Source organism: Loigolactobacillus coryniformis subsp. coryniformis KCTC 3167 = DSM 20001 (assembly GCF_002706425.1).
Taxonomy (GTDB): domain Bacteria; phylum Bacillota; class Bacilli; order Lactobacillales; family Lactobacillaceae; genus Loigolactobacillus; species Loigolactobacillus coryniformis.
Genome location: NZ_CP017713.1, coordinates 2,803,134 through 2,820,640, shown reverse-complemented (window position 1 = coordinate 2,820,640; position 17,507 = coordinate 2,803,134). Strand labels below are relative to the sequence as shown.

General features: G+C 45.5%; 18 protein-coding genes and 1 other annotated feature. Of the genes, 12 read left to right on the top strand and 6 right to left on the bottom strand.

The window, feature by feature from the left end:
- The first annotated feature begins 93 nt into the window (after window positions 1–93).
- The 6 genes from LC20001_RS13610 to sfsA all read left to right on the top strand — a co-directional run bounded on the left by LC20001_RS13610 (window position 94) and on the right by sfsA (window position 4,046).
- Window positions 94–741: a C39 family peptidase gene (locus LC20001_RS13610; RefSeq protein WP_010010329.1), complete on the top strand. Its 648-nt coding sequence runs from the start codon at window positions 94–96 to the stop codon at window positions 739–741.
- A 222-nt stretch (window positions 742–963) separates the two neighbouring features.
- The gene (locus LC20001_RS13605; protein ID WP_202813383.1) at window positions 964–1,731 is read left to right on the top strand and encodes a threonine/serine exporter family protein; all 768 of its coding nucleotides are present in this window, start codon (window positions 964–966) and stop codon (window positions 1,729–1,731) included.
- Between the two features lie 27 nt (window positions 1,732–1,758).
- Complete coding sequence (locus LC20001_RS13600; protein WP_010010327.1) at window positions 1,759–2,202, top strand: threonine/serine exporter family protein; 444 nt, start codon at window positions 1,759–1,761, stop codon at window positions 2,200–2,202.
- Between the two features lie 145 nt (window positions 2,203–2,347).
- Complete coding sequence (locus LC20001_RS13595) at window positions 2,348–2,566, top strand: hypothetical protein (RefSeq protein ID WP_010010325.1); 219 nt, start codon at window positions 2,348–2,350, stop codon at window positions 2,564–2,566.
- A 192-nt stretch (window positions 2,567–2,758) separates the two neighbouring features.
- On the top strand, window positions 2,759–3,259 hold the full coding sequence (locus LC20001_RS13590; RefSeq protein WP_003679846.1) for a universal stress protein: 501 nt from the start codon (window positions 2,759–2,761) through the stop codon (window positions 3,257–3,259).
- A 64-nt stretch (window positions 3,260–3,323) separates the two neighbouring features.
- Window positions 3,324–4,046 (top strand): DNA/RNA nuclease SfsA, encoded by a 723-nt coding sequence (sfsA, locus tag LC20001_RS13585; RefSeq protein WP_010010324.1) that lies wholly within the window; start codon window positions 3,324–3,326, stop codon window positions 4,044–4,046.
- On the opposite strand, the gene LC20001_RS13580 is transcribed toward sfsA, so the two are convergent.
- From LC20001_RS13580 to ilvD, 5 genes are all read right to left on the bottom strand, one after another.
- Entirely contained in the window at window positions 4,030–4,962 is a 933-nt protein-coding gene (locus tag LC20001_RS13580; RefSeq protein ID WP_056943265.1) for an L-lactate dehydrogenase, read from the bottom strand. The two genes, sfsA and LC20001_RS13580, sit on opposite strands and share 17 nt — an antisense overlap.
- Window positions 4,963–5,067: 105 nt before the next feature.
- Entirely contained in the window at window positions 5,068–6,282 is a 1,215-nt protein-coding gene (locus tag LC20001_RS13575; RefSeq protein ID WP_010010322.1) for an MFS transporter, read from the bottom strand.
- Window positions 6,283–6,397: 115 nt separating this feature from the next.
- Window positions 6,398–7,372 (bottom strand): bile acid:sodium symporter family protein, encoded by a 975-nt coding sequence (locus LC20001_RS13570; RefSeq protein ID WP_010010321.1) that lies wholly within the window; start codon window positions 7,370–7,372, stop codon window positions 6,398–6,400.
- 27 nt (window positions 7,373–7,399) lie between these two features.
- Window positions 7,400–7,729: a metal-sulfur cluster assembly factor gene (locus LC20001_RS13565; protein WP_010010320.1), complete on the bottom strand. Its 330-nt coding sequence runs from the start codon at window positions 7,727–7,729 to the stop codon at window positions 7,400–7,402.
- 195 nt (window positions 7,730–7,924) lie between these two features.
- On the bottom strand, window positions 7,925–9,679 hold the full coding sequence (gene ilvD, locus LC20001_RS13560) for a dihydroxy-acid dehydratase (RefSeq protein WP_010010318.1): 1,755 nt from the start codon (window positions 9,677–9,679) through the stop codon (window positions 7,925–7,927).
- Window positions 9,680–10,509: 830 nt separating this feature from the next.
- Here ilvD and LC20001_RS14330 point away from each other — a divergent pair.
- From LC20001_RS14330 to LC20001_RS13535, 6 genes are all read left to right on the top strand, one after another.
- Entirely contained in the window at window positions 10,510–10,722 is a 213-nt protein-coding gene (locus tag LC20001_RS14330) for a hypothetical protein (RefSeq protein WP_137636541.1), read from the top strand.
- 69 nt (window positions 10,723–10,791) lie between these two features.
- Window positions 10,792–11,038, top strand: a binding site (T-box leader).
- A 160-nt stretch (window positions 11,039–11,198) separates the two neighbouring features.
- Complete coding sequence (gene ilvB, locus LC20001_RS13555) at window positions 11,199–12,899, top strand: biosynthetic-type acetolactate synthase large subunit (protein ID WP_010010317.1); 1,701 nt, start codon at window positions 11,199–11,201, stop codon at window positions 12,897–12,899.
- Window positions 12,900–13,382 (top strand): acetolactate synthase small subunit, encoded by a 483-nt coding sequence (gene ilvN, locus LC20001_RS13550; RefSeq protein WP_003679832.1) that lies wholly within the window; start codon window positions 12,900–12,902, stop codon window positions 13,380–13,382.
- A 311-nt stretch (window positions 13,383–13,693) separates the two neighbouring features.
- Complete coding sequence (gene ilvC, locus LC20001_RS13545) at window positions 13,694–14,704, top strand: ketol-acid reductoisomerase (RefSeq protein ID WP_003679829.1); 1,011 nt, start codon at window positions 13,694–13,696, stop codon at window positions 14,702–14,704.
- A 242-nt stretch (window positions 14,705–14,946) separates the two neighbouring features.
- Window positions 14,947–16,221 carry a threonine ammonia-lyase IlvA gene (gene ilvA / locus LC20001_RS13540; protein WP_010010316.1) on the top strand — a complete coding sequence of 425 codons (1,275 nt, stop codon included), beginning with the start codon at window positions 14,947–14,949 and terminating at the stop codon, window positions 16,219–16,221.
- An 80-nt stretch (window positions 16,222–16,301) separates the two neighbouring features.
- Window positions 16,302–17,084, top strand: coding sequence for an ABC transporter ATP-binding protein (locus tag LC20001_RS13535; protein ID WP_010010315.1), 783 nt, complete (start codon window positions 16,302–16,304; stop codon window positions 17,082–17,084).
- Between the two features lie 38 nt (window positions 17,085–17,122).
- Here the strand turns inward: LC20001_RS13535 and LC20001_RS13530 are convergent, their stop codons facing one another.
- Complete coding sequence (locus LC20001_RS13530; protein WP_010010314.1) at window positions 17,123–17,506, bottom strand: Rid family detoxifying hydrolase; 384 nt, start codon at window positions 17,504–17,506, stop codon at window positions 17,123–17,125.
- Window position 17,507 lies beyond the last annotated feature (1 nt).

Sequence of the window (17,507 nt, the reverse complement as noted above, 5' to 3'; positions counted from 1 at the left end):
AAATCAAATTAAGACTATCTTTATAGAGATTTGCTATAATGTATAACGATCAAATTATGTAGACGTGATATTTCAATAGAACGAGGTAACAATTTGAGTGTTAAAAAATTATGGCGTGGTGTACTATTGCTGATACCTTTAGCTGCAATAGTGATCGCCAGTCTTTTATTTGTTGGTTGGCATACGGTGCCGGCACAAACATCCGCACCAGTGGCGTTGGAAAATGGTTGGGATAAGCTGACTGGGCAGCAACCGGTGGCTTTTCAATTACAAGTTGCTGCAAAAGCGCAACGACCAATTTTGCCCACTGGCTGTGAGATCGCCGATGTTGCGATGTTACTGGAATTTCGTGGTAAGCAGCAATCGTTGGCTAAAATTGCTAATGAGATTCCTTATAGTGATGATCCTGAAACTGGTTTTTGGGGTAATCCGTTTAATGATACTGGTTATACGATGTATCCACCCGCGTGGCGTCGCTATTTTGAAAAGCATCTAGGCAGTTTTACCGATCTTTCCAAACAGCCGGTAAGTACGTTCCGGCAACAGTTAGCCAAAGGCAAGCCGATCGTTGTTTGGGTGGAAATGCACGGTTTTCCGGCGCATGCCATCTTGTTGACCGGCTATTCGACAAGTACCTTTATTTATAATGATCCTTACACTGGTAAAGCTGAACGTCGTATGAGTAGTCAGCATCTGTGGGAGCTAATGGCGTCGCAACATTATCGGGCCATGACTTATTAGAAGGGGTTGTGACATAAGTAATTTATGTCCAACCCTTTCTTTTTATGTTCGAACAGTGCCATAAGGCAACTTTTTTCGCCGCTTTAGGCTAATGCTCAAAAGCTGAGCGCCTTAGAGCATACTCTCTTTTTGTTTTGGTAAAGTTAAGCGCGTTATCGAGCACGCTTAACTTTGAATATAATGCGATCCTATTGCGTCGTTACGGGTTTGTCGCTATACTAAATGCAATCGGAGGTGGTGTGCGTGACGCAGAAAAATGAAATTTTAGATACCTGTCTGATGGCGGGACGGATCATGATCGAAAGTGGTTCAGAAATGTATCGGGTTGAAGATACAATGCAGCGGATCGCACACAATGCTGGCGCTAGCGCCAGCAGTATTTTTTCGACACCGACCGGTTTATTTATGGCGTTACCAGCGCAAGATACAGTTCAGATCCAGCCGATCACCACTCGAACAATCAATTTGGAGAAGGTGGATCGCGTTAACGCACTATCGCGGCAATTTGCTGAGCATAAAGTCACCTTGCACCAATTGCATCAACGCTTGGAAATGCTGGATCACGATGTGCCGTTTTTTCCGCTATGGTTACAAATTATTGCAGCTGCTGTAGTCAGTTGTACCTTAATGATTATTTATGGTGGGGTCTGGGCGGATTTTATTCCTAGCGCCGTCGTCGGTGCCATCGGTTATGTAGTGTTTTATTTTATTCGCGAACGTTTAGCTGTCAGTTTCCTCAGTGAATTTATGGCGGCTTTCACGATTGGTTTGTTATCATGGGCGCTGGTGCATTGGCATTTAGGTCAGAGCTTAGATATGATTATTATTGGTGCCGTGATGCCACTAGTGCCTGGGGTAGCGATTACTAATGCAGTGCGCGATATGCTAGCTGGTCATTTGTTATCTGGGCTGGCGCGGGGGATGGAAGCTTTATTTAGTGTGAGTGCGATCGGCATCGGTATTGCGTTGATTTTCCGTTTCTTTTCTTAGCGGCTGAAAAATAGTGGAGGTGGCGGCATGTGGCAACAAGTATTGTTACAAGTTGGTTTTAGTTATTTAGCAACGGTAGCGTTTGGCATTTGTACCAATGTGCCCCATCGTGCGCTGAATGCGTGCGGACTCACTGGTGTCGCCGGTTGGCTGGTTTATTGGGGCTTGGTCCAATTAAAATTGGGCCATATGCTGCCTAATTTAGTTGGCGCTTTTGTCATCGCGATGGTCAGTTTATTTTTTGCGCGGCATGATAAAATTCCGGTGATTATTTTTAACATTCCTAGCTTAGTGCCACTGGTGCCTGGGGGAATTGCTTATCGAACGGTGCGCGCCTTTGTTTTAGGTGATTATACGCAAGGTATTGGCTTTATGGTGCAAGTCATGATGATTGCTGGTGCGATCGCGGTTGGATTTATGTTGGCGCAATTAGTTAGTTCACCAGGACAATTGGTGCGCCGTCGTGATTGAGTGTTGCCATTGCCATCAAAATTTTACATGTTTGTAATAGTATTTTCGTGAAAATGATGATATAACAGTCCTAAGCTAATTTATATTTTAAAAGTGTGGCGCAGATACGTAGCCACTGGATAACAGTCTATTGGAGGCAGTAACAATGTTTTTTAATAAACCGATGGATTATTTGGTAACTGGCGTTTACACGATGGCGAATACGCGTAAAACAGAACACTGCATTATGCATAACGCGACTAAGCGCGAAGCAAAACAGCAAATGCTGGATTACTTGACGCATAAATTAAGTCAGAATGATGGATCTTATGCAGATATTGTATCGATCAACGTCACTAAGCCGACAACGGCAAAAGCTAAATAATGTTCATTAAGCGAAGCTACCAATATTTGGTGGCCTTTTTATTTTCTGATCAGCAGTCGGCGTACTAAAACGCTTGCTATTGGTAAATCGAACCAGCTATAATGGAGTTGGAACAGATTCCTAGCATGTTTGGCAATCGGGATAAGGTTGATTGCCGACAGGTTAGTTCAGAAAAGTGAGGTATAGGTAAAGATGAGCGCAAAAAATACGCAGGATCCATTAGACTTTGAAGTGCAAACAATGGCATTTCGGCGGCTGTTAGTGGCCGTAGATGAGGATGATTCGACCTCGTCAATTCGCGCTTTCAACTATGCGGTGACGTTGGCCAAATCCTACCATGTGCCGTTAGCGGTGGTAACGATTTTAGAGACAAGTGATTTAAATATCTATGATTCACTGTCACCTGATGTTTTGGCAAATCGACGCGAAGAAGTATTGGCTAAGGTCAATCGCTACGCACAGAAGGCTAAAGATTTCGGTGTAGTTGAAGTTTCATCTTTGATCGGCGAGGGTAAACCAGGGAAAGTGATCGTTAACCAAGTCGTTCCTGAATGGCGGCCGGACCTATTGATCGTCGGCTCGGAAACTAAGGAAAAAGGTCGCTTATTTATTGGTTCGCAGGCCAGCTACATGGCGCAGAACGCACCTTGCTCTGTTATTGTTGTGCGGGCTAGTGACCAATATGAGGCATAAAAATTAATGGTGAGGCGCTGGACCGTAAGGGTGCAGCGTCTTATTTTGTAGGGGCGTGAAAAAATTGGAGTATCCGAATAGTTATTTAGCACGGTTTGTAGCACGGCCGAATCGTTTTATTGCGACTTGCCGATTACATGATGAATTGATTCAAGTCCATGTTAAAAATACAGGTCGCAATAAGGAGATCTTGCAACCGGAAGTACCGGTAGCGTTGGTTAAAAGTGATAATCCACAGCGTAAAACACAGTATGATTTAGTTGCCGCAAAAGTCGGTCCACGCTGGATCAATATTGATAGCCAAGCGCCGAATCAAGTTGCATTTGAGAGTATTAAAACTGGGTTAATCAAGTTACCGGGAATCGCTACTCGTGATATTTTATCGTTAAAACGCGAAGTGACCTTTGAAGATGCGCGTTTTGATATCTTTGGCAGTACCGCTAAGCAGCCGTTTTTTGTCGAATTAAAAGGCGTCACGTTAGCTAATGGTGCGCTGGCCGCTTTTCCGGATGCGCCGACTAGCCGCGCGTCTAAGCATGTTGCGACCTTAATTCGCGCTCAAGCAGCTGGGTATCAAGCTTACTTATGTTTTATTATCCAAATGAGTGGGATCAGCAAGGTGACGATTTATCAACAACGTGATCCTGCGCTTTACGCCGCTATTTTGGCTGCACAAAAAGCGGGTGTCCACCTGCTAGCCTATGGCTGTGCAGTGACACCCGCAACGTTAAACGCGACTTATCCAGTAACGATTGATCTGGCGCAGCCGTTTACCGAGGTAAGTTAGCTACTAATGAATCGAGATTTTGTTGAATATAGGTCGCTGAATGGTTAAATTTTTGTTGTTCTTGCTCAGTTAATGCGACATCAACGACCCGTAAAGTGCCGGTGCGGCCAATCAGCGTGGGCTGACCGATGTATAGTTGATGTTCGGAATTCCAGCTAGAAATCGGTAGCGTAACGTGCGCATCACTAAAGATGGCTTGCACAACAGTGACTGCTGCCGCGGCGATTCCGTAACTGGTAAAGCCCTTACCGCTAATGATTTGCCATGCGCGTGTGCGGATGGCTTTTTCTAATGCGGTAAAATCGGTCTTGCGTTGTGCTAAGACTTCGGCGATCGGCCGTGTTGCGACTGTGATCGTTGACCAAGCGGTAAATTGTGATTCGCCATGTTCGCCAAGATTGTAACCCTGTATGTCTTGCAGTGAAACATGTAACTCATTAGCTAAAGCACGCCGCATCCGCATGGTATCGAGTAAGGTGCCAGTGCCGAAAACTTGTTGCTGGGGGAGTCCAGTCAATCGTTGTAAATAAGTAGTGACGACATCGCAAGGATTGGTAATGTCCAGCAAAATACCGTTGAAACCACTGGCCATAATTTTTGGCGCCGTTTCCTCGGCAATTTGACTAGTGATTCTAAGCTCAGCTTGACGATTATTTTTACCATCGCTGAAAATCGAAATATCACCAGCTGCTATGATCACAATATCGGCATCACGTAATTGCCAATAATCTTGCGTGATGATGTGCGTATGTGTGGCTAAACCAGCTTGCGTATCCTCAAGGTCTAACTTTTCCGCTAAGACGACTGCTTCATTTTGATCGATCAGGACTAATTCATCTGCGATTCCCTTAGTCACCAGTGTATAGGCAACGGCTGCGCCAACGTGACCAAGACCAATGATTCCAATTTTACGCACAAAAAAACCTCCAATTCACAATTAAACAATTTAGCAAACGTTTACTTATATTTTTAGTATACGCGAAAACGCGAGCTAACGCCTTTTTTGTGAGGAGGTTCTAATCTAAGCCTCATTTTGTGCAGTATGGAGCAAAGGCCGACTGGCAAAATGGATCACGATCAAGTTGATCAGTAATAAAATAGCGGTCATGGCAAAAACACCGCGATAATCAAACTGACCGGAGATGACGGCACCTAACATCGGGCCAACTACACTACCAATAGCCTGAAACGATTGATTGTAGCTAAAAATACGGCCAAAAACACTTTGGGGTACATGCTGGGTCATAATTGTTTGAACAGCAGGTAACAAGGCGGCGTCAGATACACCGACCAAGAGACGCAAGAAGCCTAGCTGCCAAATATTTTGGACGAAGCTCATTGGGATAAACACCAAGGTGGCAAATAATAAACCGACGAGTAATACTTTTTCCGGGCCAACACGATCGCTTAAAGCACCTAGACTAGGGGCACTGATCAAGGTGACAACGCCGGGTAAGGCAGCGATCACACCGCTGACCATAGCGATAGGACCGTGTTGGTGCAGTAATTCACCGACAAATAAACTAATAATTGGCGTGACCGACATGTTAGCGGTTTGAATGATCAATGTCGTGATGAACATCCCTAAGATCAATTGCGGATACCGTAATTTGTGAAAAATTTGCTTGGTTGGTAGTAGATCCTTAGCGGCAACAGGAGTAAATTGCTCATGAACTAATACTAAGGTGGCAATGAAGACAATTGCCATTAGCGCACCAGTGACAAAAAATGTACTGCGATAGCCGAATGTACCGGCAATCACGCCACCTAATAAGGGACCTAGCAGTGTACCAACCACATTTCCAGTGGCCAGTGTACCCATAGCCTTACCGCTATGTTCACGAGGAGCGGCGGCCGCAACGATCGCGTTGGCATTGTTAATATATCCGGAAAAGCCGCCTTGCAGCGCCCGCAAAATAATCAAGCTACCAATACTGTTGACTAAACCACAAGCGGTGATCGTAAACGTCATTCCCAAAGCAGCGCGTAAGCACATAATCTTGCGCCCGTGGGCATCAGCCAAGCGCCCCCAAAATGGTGAAACAATTGCTTTGACTAAAAAAGTAATCGCAAAGGCCGAACCACTTAACAAGGTTAACTGTGGTTTGGTGAAATTACCTAAAGTTTTGATAAATAGCGGCAAAAAGGGCATGGTCATGGAAAAGCCCATACCCGTCATGAAATTACCTGCCCATAAAACGGCGAGGTTTTGCCGCCAAGTGATATTTTGGGTCATAAACCCGCCTACTTTCTTAATTGAACTTAAATTAAAAAACAGGACCGCAACAAATACTGTCGCCGGTCCTGTTTTAGTCTAAACGTGGTTGAAAAAACCGATTTTTCAACGCACTCTAACTATGTTGTAAGACAGCCTTAGCCGGCGTTGCTTGCTCACTTTTGACCGCTTTGTTGCGCCAGTACGATGACAGAACGGAACCAGAAATGTTGTGCCAGATACTAAAAATCGTTGACGGGATCGCAGCAGCGGGATGGAAGTATTGCATGGCCAACGTTGCACCTAAAGCCGAGTCTTGCATGCCAACTTCAAACGTGATTGCTTTACGCTGCGGATAATTCAAGCGGATCAGCTTGGAAAATAGAAAACCGAGACCATAACCGGATAGATTATGCAGCATGACAACGGGGATCACTAAAGCTGTTTGGCTAGTAAACAAATGGGCGTGGTTAGCGGCAAAAACCGCGCAGACGATCAAAAGAATAGCTGTTTGTGAAACTAACGGTAATATGTGATTAACCGCCGCAATGCGATCGCCGAAGAGGGTATGTACCAAGACGCCTAAGAAGACGGGTAACAGGACAATGCGGATCGCGCCTAAAAACAATGATGCCGCCGGGATCGTCACCCACTGGCCAGCGTAAAGCATCAGTAGGGATGGTAGCATGATCGGTGCTAGTAAAGTGGATAACATACCGATCGAAACATCTAAGGCTACGTCACCGCCAGCAAGGTAAGCCATGACGTTTGATGATGTTCCGCTAGGACAAGAACCAACTAAGATCACGCCCACTGCTGTTGGACCAGATAAGTGAAAAATCAGGCAGAGTAAGTAGGCGATGCCAGGCATGATCACATAGTGAGCCACAGTGCCAGCGATAACAGGCCAGGGCCGCCGTAGGATCCGCGCGAAATCTTTACGTGATAGGGTTAGCCCCATACCGAACAAAACGACACCTAAAAGTAATGACGTGTGTGGCGCAATTGCGGTCCCCACACTAGGAACGAAGAAACTAAACGCAGCGACAATAACGACAAGTAGGGTAAACCATTTGCTGACCCAATTGCCCAGTGATTCAACTTTTTGCATATAAAAACCTCCAAATTAGATTATTTTTTAATGAACACCGAGGGCGATACGGGCATAGCGACTCATTTTGTCGATGCCCCAGGCGGGTTCCCAAACGAGATTGATGTTAACCGCGGTGACTTCTGGTAAGGCAGTTAAGGCATCATCGATCATTTGTTCTAACACATCTGAGATCGGACAGCCCATGGTGGTCAAGGTCATCGTGACGGTGACGACACTATCGACCATGCTCAGGCCGTAGATCAAGCCTAAGTTGACCACGTCGCAACCAAGTTCAGGATCAATAACAGTGCTTAACGCATCCAGCATCCGATCTTGCAATTCGGTGGCGCTTTGTGTTGCGGTATTTTCGGCCATAAACTGATACCTCCTTATTACACAGTTAAAGTCATTTATTAGCACACTTGGCTAATGAGACCCATTGTTGCTATATAATTGGAACAAAAAACGCCCTGCGTAGTTGGTGCTAGGCGTTTTTAAGGATACAACTAAACTGATTACGGTTGCCTAATGCAGTTTAAACGTGGTCGAAAAAACTATCGCTTTTTCAACTCATTCTTGCTCAGTTGCGGGGCCAAATAATTCGTCGGCACTTTTCATGATGCCGCCGGTATTAGCGGAAGTGACTAAGTAGGTATAACGTGCTAAGTAACCTTGGCGTACTTTTGGTTGGAACGGCTTTAAATGCTTGCGCCGTTCCGCAAATTCGGCGTCAGAGACTTTAACGTTCAATGTCCGATTGATCATGTCGATAGTGATTTCATCACCATCTTTGATCAATGCGATCGGACCGCCAGCGGCAGCTTCTGGTGAAATGTGACCGACAGCGATCCCGTGAGTGGCACCGGAAAAGCGCCCATCAGTGATCAAACCAACATCACGGCCTAAGCCACGTCCAACTAAGTCCGAAGTTGGATTCAACATTTCTGGCATACCGGGGCCGCCTTTGGGACCTTCATAACGGATAACGACCACATCGCCTTTTTTGACAGTGCCATCATCGATCCCGGTGACAGCATCATCATGGGAGTCGAAGCAGACGGCTTTACCAGTGAAGACGCGGATATCAGGATCGACACCGCCAACTTTAAGGACGGAACCATCAGGAGCGATATTACCGTAAAGAACGGATAAGCCGCCTTCGCTAGAATATGGATTATCTAACGGCCGAATGACCTCGTGATTTAAACTCTTAGCACCCGCAACGTTTTCGCGTAACGTTTTGCCGGTGATCGTTGGTCGATCGGGATGAATGATGCCACCTTTTTCGATCAGTTCATTAATGATGGCTGGCATACCGCCAGCCTCGTGGACATCCTGCATTGTCCACGAAGAGGATGGCGCAATTTTAGCTAAGAATGGGGTTTTCGCAGCAATTGCGTTGATATCACGTTCACTGTAATCGACGCCGGCTTCGTGAGCGATGGCTAACACGTGTAATACGGTATTAGTTGAACCTCCCATCGCCATGTCAAGTGCGATACAATCATCAAAAGCTTCTTTAGTCAAAAGATCACGTGGCCGGATATTATTTTTGACCACGGTCATCAATTGTTTGGCAGCTTTGCGAACTAAATCACGGCGTTCTTCAGAAACTGCTAGGGCAGTACCGTTGTATGGTAAGGCTAAGCCAGTCATTTCCATCAAACAGTTCATTGAGTTGGCGGTGAACATGCCGGCACAGGAACCGCAGCTGGGACAAGCATTTTGTTCTAATTGAAGGAAATCTTCCTTGGTCATTTTGCCAGACTTGAAGGCGCCGACTGCCTCAAACATGTTGGATAGCGTCACGGCTTTACCATTAGGATCTAAGCCGGCTTTCATCGGGCCACCGGAAACAAACACAGAAGGCACGTTGGTCCGCGCCGCTGCCATCATCATCCCTGGGGAGATCTTGTCACAATTAGGCATGTAGAGGACACCGTCAAACCAGTGGGCGTTGACCACGGTCTCGGCCGCATCAGCGATAATTTCCCGACTTGGTAATGAGTAACGCATCCCAATATGGCCCATGGCGATCCCATCATCAACGCCGATCGTATTAAATTCAAATGGAATCCCGCCAGCTTCGCGGATCGCTTCCTTTGCGATATCGGCAAGTTCACGTAAATGAACGTGGCCAGGGACAATTTCAATATAGGAATTACAGATGGCGATAAACGGTTTTTTCATATCATCGGTGTTTTTGACTTTGCCAGTGGCATATAACAAACTACGTCCCGGTGCTCGATCATCGCCAACCTTAATTTCGTCACTGCGCTTCTGCATATCTTTACCAGAGATCGAAAAATTTAAGGTGTCACTCATGTGATCAGCTCCTTTTTAATTTTAAAATGTGAATTTGATGAGTAAAAGTTGTAATGGTACGAATATTAACACCGATTTTTTTAATCGTCAACCAAGAAAAATAATAATTTTTTTACGAAACACTGTTGACATAGTATCTTTAGCCGTGTAAAATGAGCCTCAATCGAAATAAAATTTAATTATTATCTAATCTAAAAGCTTCGACGAGGAAGAGTAGTCGATTGCAGTACCTGAACAGAGAGCCTTGTGAGCTGAGAGAGGCAGTACTGTTATTGATGAAAGTAACCTTTGAGCTATCTGCTGAACAAAGTAGGCGGGATTGGGAGTGCCCATTATCGCACCAACGCATCAACTCTAGAAGGGATGAGCTAGCTCGTTTCTACGTTTGTGATCTATCTGAAGGCTCCAAGCAGACGTAGTATTCTGATTTCTAGAAGTTTGTGCGCGGCAGAGGCATTTGCGGTGACGTAGATGTAAATTAAAGGTGGTAACGCGCGATAAGCGTCCTTAGTGATCTAATCTCATAGATCACTTTGGGCGCTTTTTTTGTGGAGTGCGACAAAAGGCGCTCAGCTTCTGGAGTATAACCTAGCTTAGTGATAAGAGACACGCAGTGGCTCGTTCGCTAAGCGTAGTTATACGGAAGAAGTTGCCTTTTGAAGCACGTTCTCCCTTTAGATTAGATTGTTCTTTGACAACTATATCTTGAAGGCAGTATCTGAATTTGCGCTAAAGCTACTCGCGGCATGAAGTGTGATGTGAGTCATTTGTCCGTAACATAGAAGAAAATAAATTAACCGTAACTATCAATAGAAAAGGGGAATTCCATTATGGAAACAACTTATGAAATGATCGTCTGCGCTAACTGTAATCACACCGTCCCCAGCGGTAACTTCTGTACTTGCTGCGGACAGCATCTCTTTGAAGAACAAGGGCATAACGTGTTTAGCACCAGCTTCTGCGTCAATTGCGGTGCACAAACGCCTAACGCCAAATATTGCAGCGTTTGTGGCTTTGAAAAAGATTTTGATCGTTATTTCTAAAAAAGTGTTGACAATGAACTAAGATCACGTGTATTATGAGCAACATAGAAATCGAGTTACATTTAAACTAATAATGTGTTGACGAGCAAAAGTATTTTTCATGGCTTGGGTAAGCGAACCGCGTTTGGTGAGAGGCGGTACCAACTATGATCAAGAAAATCGGCTCTGAGCAATGAATCGAAATTTTTAGTAGAATTCACTGGCTGCCACCATTATCTGGCTAGCGTATCGGCAATTTTTGCCCGCACGTGAAGAGGTAGTTGCAGTAATGTCGCTACAAATAAAGGTGGTACCACGTTAATATAACGTCCTTCAAGATAAGTAATTTTATCTCGAAGGACGTTTTTTTATACCCTAAACCGCTAGCTAAAAACAGTTTCAAAAAAATTTCAAAAAGCAGTTGACATTATTAATAAAAAGAGTAAAGTAACTTACATAAAATCTAATCGTATTTTAATCAAAACGGAGGTGAGCAGATGCAAGCACCAGAAGAACAGCCCATGCCAGTACGTAATGGCGCTGAATTATTGCTTGATACATTAACTGCACAAAATGTCGAAATGATTTTCGGCTATCCGGGTGGCGCAGTCCTCCCATTGTACGATGCCGTTTATCGGCAAAAGTTCCGTCATATTCTTGTCCGGCATGAGCAGGCTGCTGCTCACGCTGCCGAAGGTTATGCTAAAGCAACCGGCAAACCTGGTGTCGTTTTTGTTACTAGCGGTCCAGGTGCAACCAATGCGATCACCGGAATTGCGGATGCGATGATGGATTCAATACCTTTGGTTGTTTTTACCGGCCAAGTCGGTACTCAAGCCATTGGCAGTGATGCATTCCAAGAAGCGGATATTCTCAGTATGACGGCTTCGATCACCAAAAATAATTATCAGGTCCACGATGTGCGTGATTTACCGCGAATTATTAATGAAGCGTTCTACGTTGCTTCAACTGGTCGCAAAGGACCAGTGTTGATCGATCTACCTAAGAATATCGCCAATCAAACGACGAACGCACCGTTTCCAGAGCAAGTTAATTTACCGCAATATCAACCAGCACCAACCGTTGATAAGCACCGGGTCGCACAGCTAATGCAGGCTTTAAGCCAGGCGCACAAACCAGTATTATTAGTCGGCAACGGCGTTCACGCCGCCGCAGCGCAAACGGAAGTGCAACGTTTCGCGCAGCGTTACCAAGTGCCAGTCGTGGCTACACTGCTTGGACTTGGAGTTATGCCAACCAACGATCCAATGTTCTTGGGTATGGGCGGTATGCACGGTACTTATGCAGCTAATATGGCACTTTCCGAGTGTGACCTGCTGATCAATGTCGGCTCGCGGTTTGATGATCGTTTAGCCACGGCGCCACAGCGATTTGCACCACACGCAACGATCGCGCATATCGATATTGATGCTGCAGAAATGGATAAAGTGATCGCCACCACTTACCAACTAGTGGGCGATGCCAAAGCTGTTTTGAAGTTGATGCTGCGTAGTTCAGCAACACGACCAGAAGTCAGCGCTTGGCACCAACAGTTGCAGGAATGGCAGAGCCAACATCCAATGCATTATCAAAAGAGTGCTACCGAGATCAAGCCACAACAAGTTGTTGAGTTAGTGGGAGAGCTAACGCATGGCGATGCGTATGTGGTTACCGATGTCGGCCAGAACCAAATGTGGGCAGCACAGTATTATCCGTTTAAACATCAGCACCAATTGATCACCAGCGGCGGCCTAGGCACGATGGGCTTTGGCTTACCTGCAGCGATCGGCGCCAAACTAGCTGCGCCGGATAAACCAGTGGTGTTATTTATCGGTGATGGCGGTATCCAAATGACTAGTGAAGAGCTAGAAGTTATCGCAACTTATGACTTGGATATCAAAATTGTACTATTAAATAACCACACTTTAGGTATGGTCCGACAGTGGCAGGATCTATTCTATGATCAGCGGCGTTCACAAACGATGTTTGAACATCAGCCTAACTTCATGAAGTTGGCTGAAGCGTATGGTTTGGCAGCACATCATCTCACTGATCCACAAACAGTGGCGGCCGATTTGGCCAAAGCATTTGCAGCACCACATGCCGCACTGATCGAAGTTGCGATTCCAGCTTTGGAACCCGTAATGCCGATGATCGCGCCAGGCAGCGCTAATAATGAAATGATGGAGAGTGATTAGATGCGACGGGTACTTACTTGTCTCTTGAGTAATAACCCGGGAGTGCTGAATCGCTTTACTGGGACGCTGACTCGGCGTCAAGTCAATATTGACAGTATTTCAATTAGTCCAGTTGGCGATAAAAGTGCTTCGCGGGTGACTGCAGTCATCTATTTAGATGACACCGCGGCGGCTAAGCAATTAGTTGCCCAGTTAAATAAGCAGATCGATGTGTTGGAGATCCACGATATTACGGAACAACCACACATCGAGCGCGAGTTGGCGCTGATCCGCGTCAACGCCGCAACGAACAAACGGGCGGAGTTGTTCGCGATGGTCCAACCATTTCGTGCCGATGTCGTCGATGTCGCACTAGATTCACTAATGATCCAAATCACCGGATCGCGCGAGAAAGTCAACGCACTACTCCGCGTAGTCCAACCGTACGGCGTTACCCAAGTCGTACGCACCGGGGTTGCAGGCTTTACCAGAGCAGAAGGATAGAGTGTGACAAAGGGCGCTTAACTTCTGGAATATAGCCTAGCTTGACGATAAGCTACACGTAGTGGAGTGTTCGGCAAGCGTAGCTATATGGAAGAAGTTGCCCTTTGGAACACGTTTCCGCTATCAAAAGTGAGTGAACCGTTCAATAATCACGTTCAATCCCACACACTATCTCAAAAAAGTTTGATTAATGTAGGTCACAATTTTCAATTCTTCCTATTATATAGGAAGAAAAAAGAAAGTTTGCGATAAATTTGGTTACAGAAAACAGTGTGGTTACTGTTTTCAATTCGAAAAATGGAGGGTTTTATATGTCAGTAGAAATGTTATACGAGAAGGATGTCACCACTAATTATTTGGAAGGTCAAACGATCGCTGTTATTGGTTACGGTGCTCAAGGCCATGCGCAAGCAAATAACTTCCGCGATTCCGGTTTCCACGTTATCGTCGGTGTTCGTCCAGGTAAGTCATTTGATAAAGCTAAAAAAGATGGTTTTGAAGTCTATTCAGTAGCAGAAGCGGCTGAAAAAGGTGACGTTGTTCAAGTACTTACGCCAGACGAAGTCATGTCGGATGTTTACAAAAACGAAATTGCTGACCATCTGAAACCAGGCAACACTCTTGGCTTCTCCCATGGCTTCAACGTTTACTATAAAGAAATCGTTCCTCCAGAATTCGTTGATGTAACAATGATGGCACCTAAAGGTCCAGGTAACTTATGCCGTCGTACTTATAAAGAAGGTTTTGGTGTTCCTGCACTTTACGGCGCTGAACAAGATTATACTGGCCATGCCGAAGATACTTCAAAAGAATTAGCTAAAGCTAACGGTGCTGCTCGTGCCGGATTATTGAAGACAACCTTCAAAGAAGAAACTGATGAAGACTTGTTTGGTGAACAAAACGTCTTGATGGGCGGGGTTACTGCCTTGATCGAAACTGGTTTTGAAGTTTTGACTGAAGCCGGCTACTCACCACAATTGGCTTACTTTGAAGTTGAACATGAAATGAAATTGATCTGTGATTTGATCTACGAAGGCGGCTTCAACAAGATGTACGCTGACTGCTCAAATACTTCAGAATACGGCTCATACGTTGTCGGTCCTAAGGTTATCGGTCCTGAATCTAAACAAGCAATGAAAGACGCTTTGACTAACATCCAAAACGGTAAATTTGCTAAAGACTTTATGGCTGACTACCGTGCTGGGTTCCCAGAACTTTATCGTTTACGCGAACGTTCAGCTAACTCACAATTATCACAAGTTGGTGCTGAATTACGTGCCCATATGCCATTTGTCAATGATGCTGACAAATACAGTGACTGATCAGGAATATCGATTCAACACTTAAACAATACTCATAGCCTAAAATGTGTTTGGAAATTAATGCCACGTTTTAGCCCCAAAAGTAGCTTTCCAGACGCCTTAAACAAGATCACCGGAAAATGAGTCGAGGGTAACTTGGTCCCTGACTCTTTTTCTTTACATATCGCCGGTAGCTAACGGCGAAATATATTTACACACATAATTGAGACGATACTCTTAAAAAATTGAAGGGATGTGACTAGATGGTCGTCATGCAACAATCCGCATTACTTACTAAAACCGACGTCGACAAAGCTTATGAGGTGTTGCGGCCGATTATTCGCCACACGCCGCTACAATACGATGTTTATTTATCACAAAAATATCACTGTCAAGTTTACTTAAAACGGGAAGATTTGCAGAGTGTCCGCTCATTTAAAATTCGCGGCGCTTACTATGCAATCGCCGATACACCGGCCGAACAACGCCAACGTGGCGTGGTCTGTGCTAGTGCCGGTAACCATGCCCAAGGCGTGGCGTGGACCTGTCATCAAATGCAAGTACCAGCAACAATTTTTATGCCGGTGACGACACCCAAGCAAAAGGTCAGTCAAGTCAGCTTTTTTGGCGGCGATGATGTGACGATCAAATTAGTTGGTGACACTTTTGATGCGGCCGCAGCGGCTGCGGAAGCTTTTTGCAAAGAAAATGAGCAAACGTTTATTGCCCCATTTAATGATAAACGGACGATGGCTGGTCAAGGGACGTTGGCGGTAGAAACGCTGGCTGACGCGGCTAAAGCTGGAATCAACGTTGACTATATGTTTGCGGCAATTGGTGGTGGTGGCCTGATCAGTGGTGTGGCCGCTTACGTTAAAGGCACCAACCCCGCAACTAAAGTTGTTGGTGTCGAGCCAGCTGGTGCGGCCTCAATGAAAGCAGCTTTGGCAACTGGTGGGCCGATCGCGTTGCGCGAAATGGATAAATTTGTCGATGGCGCGGCGGTGAAAAAAGTTGGCGCGCTAACTTACGCCAATGTGAAAGAATACGTTGATGACGTGATCGCCGTACCAGAAGGCCAAGTATGTAGCGCTATTTTAGACTTGTACAGCAAGGAAGCCATCGTCGCGGAACCAGCCGGCGCTTTAAGTGTAGCGGCTTTAGCGGCACAACAAGAGCAAATTGCTGGTAAAACAGTCGTCTGCGTCGTCAGTGGTGGTAATAACGACATTAATCGGATGCAAGAAATCGAAGAGCGTTCATTGATTTTTGAAGGGTACCAACACTACTTCATCGTCAATTTTCCGCAACGGCCTGGCGCTTTACGCGAAGTGGTCAATGAAATTCTTAGCCCCGACGATGATATCACGAAATTTGAGTACACTAAAAAAGTTAATCGCGGTGAAGGACCAGTTTTGATTGGCGTACGTTTAGGAGATCGGGCTACATTACCAGGTTTACTGGAACGCTTGTCACAGTTTGATCCACGGTACATTAATTTAAAGGACAATCAGATGCTGTACACGATGATGGTTTAAGGCAGCGTGTATTAAAAAACGCTCAGATTACGTTTCCGCCAGAAAATGAGGTTTGTTTGTGTAGCAGCTGGAGGTGTGGTATGACAAAGATTTTAGATTTTCAAAATGTAACCTTGGAGCGTGGCGAGCGGACAATTTTAAAGAACATCAATTGGACAACCCACGTCAAGGAAAATTGGGCGATTCTCGGCTTAAATGGTGCCGGTAAGACCACGTTACTCAAAATGATCCACGGTGATCTATGGCCAACAACTGGTCGTTTAGAAGTGCTCGGCGGTGTTTTTGGTCATACCTCGATCCCTGAGTTACAACGAAAAATTGGTTGGGTCAGCACGGCCTTACAGGATGCGCTGCACGTTGGCGATCGGGTAGAAAAAATTGTCTTATCGGGCAAATTTGCCAGTATTGGTGTTTACGAAAAATATACGCAAGCGGATGTTGAACAAGCCAAGCAGATTCTACGGCAAATGGGTGGCGCTGAGCTGATCGGCAAACGATATCAGGTGCTATCGCAAGGTGAGCGGCAGACGGTGTTGATTGCACGGGCATTAATGGCGCGACCGCAACTATTGATCCTTGATGAACCATGTAATGGGTTAGATCTTTTTGCTCGTGAGCGGTTATTACAGCGCGTGGCTAAGCTAGCTGAAGCACCGGATAGCCCGGCGTTGTTGTTTGTTTCACACTACACCGAAGAGCTATTACCTTGTTTTCAAAATGTGATGTTATTGCGCGATGGACAAGTAATTCGCCAAGGCAAGCGGACTGACTTATTGACTGAAGCTGTTTTGTCCGATTTTTATCCGGCGCCGATCCAGACGGCAGCCTTAAGTGAACAACGATTGGCGGTTTACCCACGTTGACGAAAAAACGCGCAACCCGTTTACGGTGCGCGTTTTACTTATTTGCTGGCAATGTATTCGATCTCGATCAGTGCACCGGCAGGTAATTTAGCAACTTCAACTGTTGAACGTGCTGGTAAAGTAGCGGCATCCGTGAAAGCGGCAGCGTACAAGTCGTTGACTTGGGCAAAAGTGGTGACATCATCAAGGAAGATCGTTGTTTTAACAATATCGGCAAAAGTCATGTCGGCAGCAGCTAAAACTTGGCTGATATTCGCCAAAACTTGTTTGGTTTGGGCTTCAATGCCCGCACCAACTAATTTACCGCTGGCAGGATCAATACCAACTTGGCCGGAACCATATAGTGTGCTGTCAACGAGGACAGCTTGTGAATAAGGTCCTAATGCTGCCGGTGCCTTGGTTGTTGCAATTACTTTTTTCATA